This window comes from uncultured Zoogloea sp. (assembly GCF_937894855.1).
Classification (GTDB): domain Bacteria; phylum Pseudomonadota; class Gammaproteobacteria; order Burkholderiales; family Rhodocyclaceae; genus Zoogloea; species Zoogloea oryzae.
This window is the reverse complement of sequence record NZ_CALAYQ010000029.1, coordinates 1-3,835: the sequence shown is the minus strand read 5'-3', so window position 1 is coordinate 3,835 and position 3,835 is coordinate 1. Positions and strand designations below refer to the sequence as shown.

General features: G+C 63.8%; 7 protein-coding genes and 1 pseudogene. 7 read left to right on the top strand and 1 reads right to left on the bottom strand.

The window, feature by feature from the left end:
* Positions 1 to 426, bottom strand: a 426-nt coding sequence (locus Q0672_RS02855) for a hypothetical protein (protein WP_298619507.1), incomplete at its 3' end; no start/stop codon positions are given.
* A gap of 118 nt (positions 427 to 544) precedes the next feature.
* Between Q0672_RS02855 and Q0672_RS02850 the strand changes: the two genes are divergently transcribed.
* The 7 genes and pseudogenes from Q0672_RS02850 to Q0672_RS02820 all read left to right on the top strand — a co-directional run.
* On the top strand, positions 545 to 754 hold the full coding sequence (locus tag Q0672_RS02850; RefSeq protein WP_298619505.1) for a helix-turn-helix transcriptional regulator: 210 nt from the start codon (positions 545 to 547) through the stop codon (positions 752 to 754).
* A gap of 91 nt (positions 755 to 845) precedes the next feature.
* Positions 846 to 1,361, top strand: a complete 516-nt coding sequence (locus Q0672_RS02845; RefSeq protein WP_298619503.1) for a winged helix-turn-helix domain-containing protein — start codon at positions 846 to 848, stop codon at positions 1,359 to 1,361.
* Complete coding sequence (locus Q0672_RS02840; protein WP_298619500.1) at positions 1,358 to 1,648, top strand: hypothetical protein; 291 nt, start codon at positions 1,358 to 1,360, stop codon at positions 1,646 to 1,648. Before Q0672_RS02845 ends, Q0672_RS02840 begins: the two co-directional genes overlap by 4 nt.
* A gap of 533 nt (positions 1,649 to 2,181) precedes the next feature.
* The gene (locus Q0672_RS02835) at positions 2,182 to 2,517 is read left to right on the top strand and encodes a hypothetical protein (protein WP_298619498.1); all 336 of its coding nucleotides are present in this window, start codon (positions 2,182 to 2,184) and stop codon (positions 2,515 to 2,517) included.
* Positions 2,514 to 2,663, top strand: a complete 150-nt coding sequence (locus tag Q0672_RS02830) for a hypothetical protein (protein ID WP_298619496.1) — start codon at positions 2,514 to 2,516, stop codon at positions 2,661 to 2,663. Before Q0672_RS02835 ends, Q0672_RS02830 begins: the two co-directional genes overlap by 4 nt.
* Before the next feature lie 60 nt (positions 2,664 to 2,723).
* Positions 2,724 to 2,909 carry a hypothetical protein gene (locus tag Q0672_RS02825; RefSeq protein WP_298619494.1) on the top strand — a complete coding sequence of 62 codons (186 nt, stop codon included), beginning with the start codon at positions 2,724 to 2,726 and terminating at the stop codon, positions 2,907 to 2,909.
* Positions 2,906 to 3,835: pseudogene (locus Q0672_RS02820) on the top strand (hypothetical protein); the annotation flags it as partial. The gene Q0672_RS02825 and the pseudogene Q0672_RS02820, both read left to right, overlap by 4 nt.

Sequence of the window (3,835 nt, the reverse complement as noted above, 5' to 3'; positions counted from 1 at the left end):
GCCCGTCGCGCTGGCGGCGCCTTGGTCGCCCGTCGCGCTGGCGGCGCCGTGGTCGCCCGTCGCGCTTTCACCATCAGGCGTGGCGTGACTTTTCACCCACTCGACGGCCTCCTGCACGAGATCAGAAAAGCCGATCTCGCTGCCGACAGTCAGGATTTCCGACGCGGTTTTCGTGCCATCGTTCGAGCTGGTGGCGCCGCTGATCTCCACGCGGCAAAACCGCGCCCCTGCCGGCGGGTAGTATTCGAACACCGCGAGCGGGTGACCGGTGATGGAGTGAAAGCCGCTCTTGCAGTCCTCGACCGGCCCCTCATGGCGATACGTCTGGCCGACCTCGAACTGAAAGCCGCGGCATTTCATGCCGGCGTCGAAGCCCTTGATCGCCCGCGTGGGTTCCTCGGGGGGCTTCGGTGTGGTGTGCTTCATGGTGGCCTCCCTCTCGCCGTTATCGGCTGTGTGGGAGTCAGTATATGCACAATGCGCATTGTGTCAAGATGCATTATGGTTATTGACTGGCGAATGCGCATGGTGCATTTTGCCATGCATGAGCACACTCAAAACATTCCTCGCAGAAAACGGCATCCGGCAGGAGGATTTCGCCAAGCGGCTTAAGGTCGATCAGGCGACAATCTCCCGTCTCACGCAAAACAAGATGCGGCCGAGCTTGCCGCTTGCCGTCGCGATCGAGCGCGAGACTGGCGGGGTTGTGCTGGCCTCGGCTTGGATCACAGACGACAGCCGGCCCGCGCAATGACGCGCTCCCGCTCTCCGGTGGCGGCCCCGTGCCCGACACCCACCCACCCCACTCGCTCCACGCGGGGCGGGGTCGCCTCCCGAGAGCGGACATGAGCGATTTCAGCACCATCACGCACCTTCGCGCCGAAACCCGGCGGCTGGCCGAGGAAGTCGCCGAACTGCGGTTTCGCATTTCGGAACTGACGGCGGAGGCGCCCGAGGTTGATTTCCCCGGCTTGACGCTTCGGTCGGCGGATCGGGTGGTGCTTGGCGTGCTCTCGCGCCGGTCCGGATGCACGGTGCCGCGCTACGCCATCGCGCAGGCTCTCAGCGCTCGCTATGGGCATGATGTCACGGACAGAACCGTTGACGTGCACATCTGCTACATCCGGCGCGAGTTCGCCCGCGTTGGCGCGATGTACGAAATTCAGACCATCCGGGGCGTCGGTTACGCGCTCCACGATACGCATCCCCCGTCTTTCTCCCCGGCCGCACCCGAGGCCGAACCGGCTCAATGCGCCATGCGTCAACCGCGCACGGGGGATGGTGCGACCTGCGCGGAATTGAGCCACCGGGCGCCCGGCGCGAGCGAGATCGCGCCACTCATACCAGGGAGAGCGCAATGACCGAGCAGCAGCGACAGACGGCGAAGCGGAACGCGCTGGCATTTCGCATCTGGCAGATCGGGACGGCGGTTGATTGGGATATCACCGCTTCCGGGATCGCCGACAAGCTGGGGCTGTCCCCGTCCAGCGTGGGCAGAATTTGCGCCGGTCGCGGCTGGCCTGTCCGGCGCCATTCTCGCGATGGGTTCTTGAGTGGGCGGCCTGATGGCAGGACCACGACCTTGTCGAGCATCGCCGGCTTTGACTTCGCCCCCTATCGCCGGATGGCAGCGCAGGCGGCCGACTGATGCGGCGGGCGGCGAGGATTGACGCGAACGTGGCTTGGCGCTGCGCCAATTGCGGCATCGAAGCGCGCCCGACCGTCCACCAGATGCGGAAGACATACTGCTCAGGGGCGTGCATGTCGGATGCTTACAAGACCCGCATGGCCGGTTCAGCGAACCCGAATTTCCGCCAAGCCGGCCACAAGGTATGCCAGCAGTGCGCTGCGCCTTTCCACAGCTACAGTCCCCGCAAGTTCTGCGGGCTCCAATGCTATTACGACAGCCGAAGTGTGCTCGAAGACCTCGCGTGCCAAGGCTGCAAATCAACGTTTCGGCCAAGAACGTCAAGGCAGAGGTTCTGTTCTCCTGCCTGCGCCCGCGCGTCGCAAGTCAAGCCTAGGCCCGCCCGGGAGCCGGGGCCTGTTGTGGTGGCCCAGATCTCATGCTCGCACTGCGCTACCTCGTTCCGGGCCCTCAAAAGCTCCAACCGAAAATACTGCAGCTATGCCTGCCACCTTGCTTCGGGTGGCGCGCGCAGGGCCGGAGAGGCAGCCGTCATGGCCAAATTGAAGTATGGCGCCAAGAAGGACGCCAACCACCGCGAAATATTCGCTTACATCGAAGTCTTCACCGCCGTGAAGGATTTGAGCAACGCAGGCTGCGGCGTCCCGGACGGCTTGGCCTGGGTGTCCGGCGGCTGGCGCTTGTTCGACGTCAAAAACCGAGGGACCGCCTATGGGCGTCGAGGGCTCAACCCGATCCAAAAAAGGTGGGCCGACGACTGGCGAGGTGGCCCGGTCTATCTGATCCACGACATTGAAGAGGCCGCCCTGTTCGTGAAGGGCGAGTTCGGATCGCTCACGTCCTTTCCTGCTCCCGAGGTGGCCGCGTGAACGCGAAGCCGGCATCCGCGCGCGGCCTGACAGACGATCAGATCGAGTGGCATCGGGACTGGCGCGGCAGCGTCGCCGTTGTCGAGACCATCGAGGGCGCCTTGCTCGCCATTGGGGTCCGCTGTGAACCGCCCGCCCAACCCTGACCCTGACCCCGAGCCGCTAGAGCCTCGGCCCACACTGCCACCAATTCCGGAGGAATACGCATGGATCATCGAGCCAATGACGAGCAGCTCCTGTCAGCACTCCGCATGCACGAGGATGGCGTCAAGCACGCCGAGATAGCGGACACCCTTGGCTACTCGGGCCGCAAATCGGTCGATGCGATGATTTCCAAGGTCTGGCGCGACTACGAGGCGAGTGACCGGGCCGTCCGGGCGGCTGCGCAATGAACGTCGAGCAAAACCCCTACAGCGCGTTCTTGAGCGCGAAGGCCGCTATCGCGCCGAGGTTCGACGGCTTTGACGTAGCTCTGGCAGAGATTAACCCCACTCTCAAACCGCATCACCGGGCGATGGTCCGGTGGGCATTGTCTGGCGGGAGGCGGGCGTGGTTCGCAAACTTCGGCCTCGGCAAGACGGTTACGCAAATCGAAGCCATGCGGATCATCACTGCCCGCGAGCAGAAGCCGACGCTTATCATCGCGCCGCTCGGTGTCCGCCGTGAGTTCATGGCCGATGCGGTCAAGTTCTTCACCGGGGCGTTCGCGGTCGATCTGCGGTTCATCCGCACCACGGCCGAAATCGACGGGCCGGCGGTCTATCTGACCAACTACGAGAGCGTCCGAGAGGGCAAGATTGACTGTTCGCAGTTCGTCGGCGTGTCGCTGGACGAGGCCGCTATCCTGCGCGGCTTCGGCGGCACGAAAACGTTCCGCGAGTTCATGGCGATCATTGCCGGCGACGACCGCCGGGACAAGGCACAGAAGATCGTCAGCGATGGGATAAAATATCGCTTCGTCGCCACGGCTACCCCTTCGCCAAACGAATACCTGGAGCTTCTAAGCTACGCCGGGTTCCTCGGCGTGCTCGACATTGGCGCCGGGAAAACGAGGTTCTTCAAGCGCAACAGCGAGAAGGCCGACAATCTCACGCTTATGGCGCACAAGGCAGAAGAGTTTTGGCTTTGGGTCGCGTCTTGGGCGCTCTTCGTCACCAGACCTAGCGATATAGACCGCTCGTTCTCGGACGAAGGGTACGACCTTCCACCTCTCGATGTTCGCTGGCACGAGCTGCCTGTTGATCACCTCGGCGGGGCTGGCGCGGAGAAGAGCGGCCAGATGCGGATGTTCCGCGACGCAGCCCTTGGCTTGTCCGAA

What these genes read in the sequence shown, in the direction of transcription:
- Q0672_RS02845 (WP_298619503.1), top strand. Translation starts at nt 846, where the DNA reads ATGAGCGATTTCAGCACCATCACGCACCTTCGCGCCGAAACCCGGCGG.
- Q0672_RS02850 (WP_298619505.1), top strand. Translation starts at nt 545, where the DNA reads ATGAGCACACTCAAAACATTCCTCGCAGAAAACGGCATCCGGCAGGAG.
- Q0672_RS02825 (WP_298619494.1), top strand. Translation starts at nt 2,724, where the DNA reads ATGGATCATCGAGCCAATGACGAGCAGCTCCTGTCAGCACTCCGCATG.
- Q0672_RS02835 (WP_298619498.1), top strand. Translation starts at nt 2,182, where the DNA reads ATGGCCAAATTGAAGTATGGCGCCAAGAAGGACGCCAACCACCGCGAA.
- Q0672_RS02840 (WP_298619500.1), top strand. Translation starts at nt 1,358, where the DNA reads ATGACCGAGCAGCAGCGACAGACGGCGAAGCGGAACGCGCTGGCATTT.